This window comes from Ochrobactrum sp. SFR4 (genome assembly GCF_019730395.1).
Taxonomy (GTDB): domain Bacteria; phylum Pseudomonadota; class Alphaproteobacteria; order Rhizobiales; family Rhizobiaceae; genus Pseudochrobactrum.
This window is the reverse complement of sequence record NZ_JAAPBB010001380.1, coordinates 1-236: the sequence shown is the minus strand read 5'-3', so window position 1 is coordinate 236 and position 236 is coordinate 1. Positions and strand designations below refer to the sequence as shown.

Below are 236 nucleotides of genomic sequence, written 5' to 3'. Positions count from 1 at the left end.
ATGTGCAGAACTGGCTGAAAGCTGACAGCTATGATGATCATCACGATGATCATATTTGCGAAGTTCACGGCGCCGGTTGTTCGGGGCATCACCATGATGATCACGGACATCACCACCACCATCACCATGATACTGCGATCCGCTCTTTCTCACTGAAGCATGATGCGCCGGTACCGTTCTCGGCGATTGAGATGTTTCTGGATTTGCTGCGCTCGACCCATGGCGATAAATTGCTG

1 pseudogene is annotated in these 236 nt (G+C 51.3%); it reads left to right on the top strand.

From position 1 onward, the window contains the following. Positions 1-236: pseudogene (locus HBA93_RS23545) on the top strand (GTP-binding protein); the annotation flags it as partial.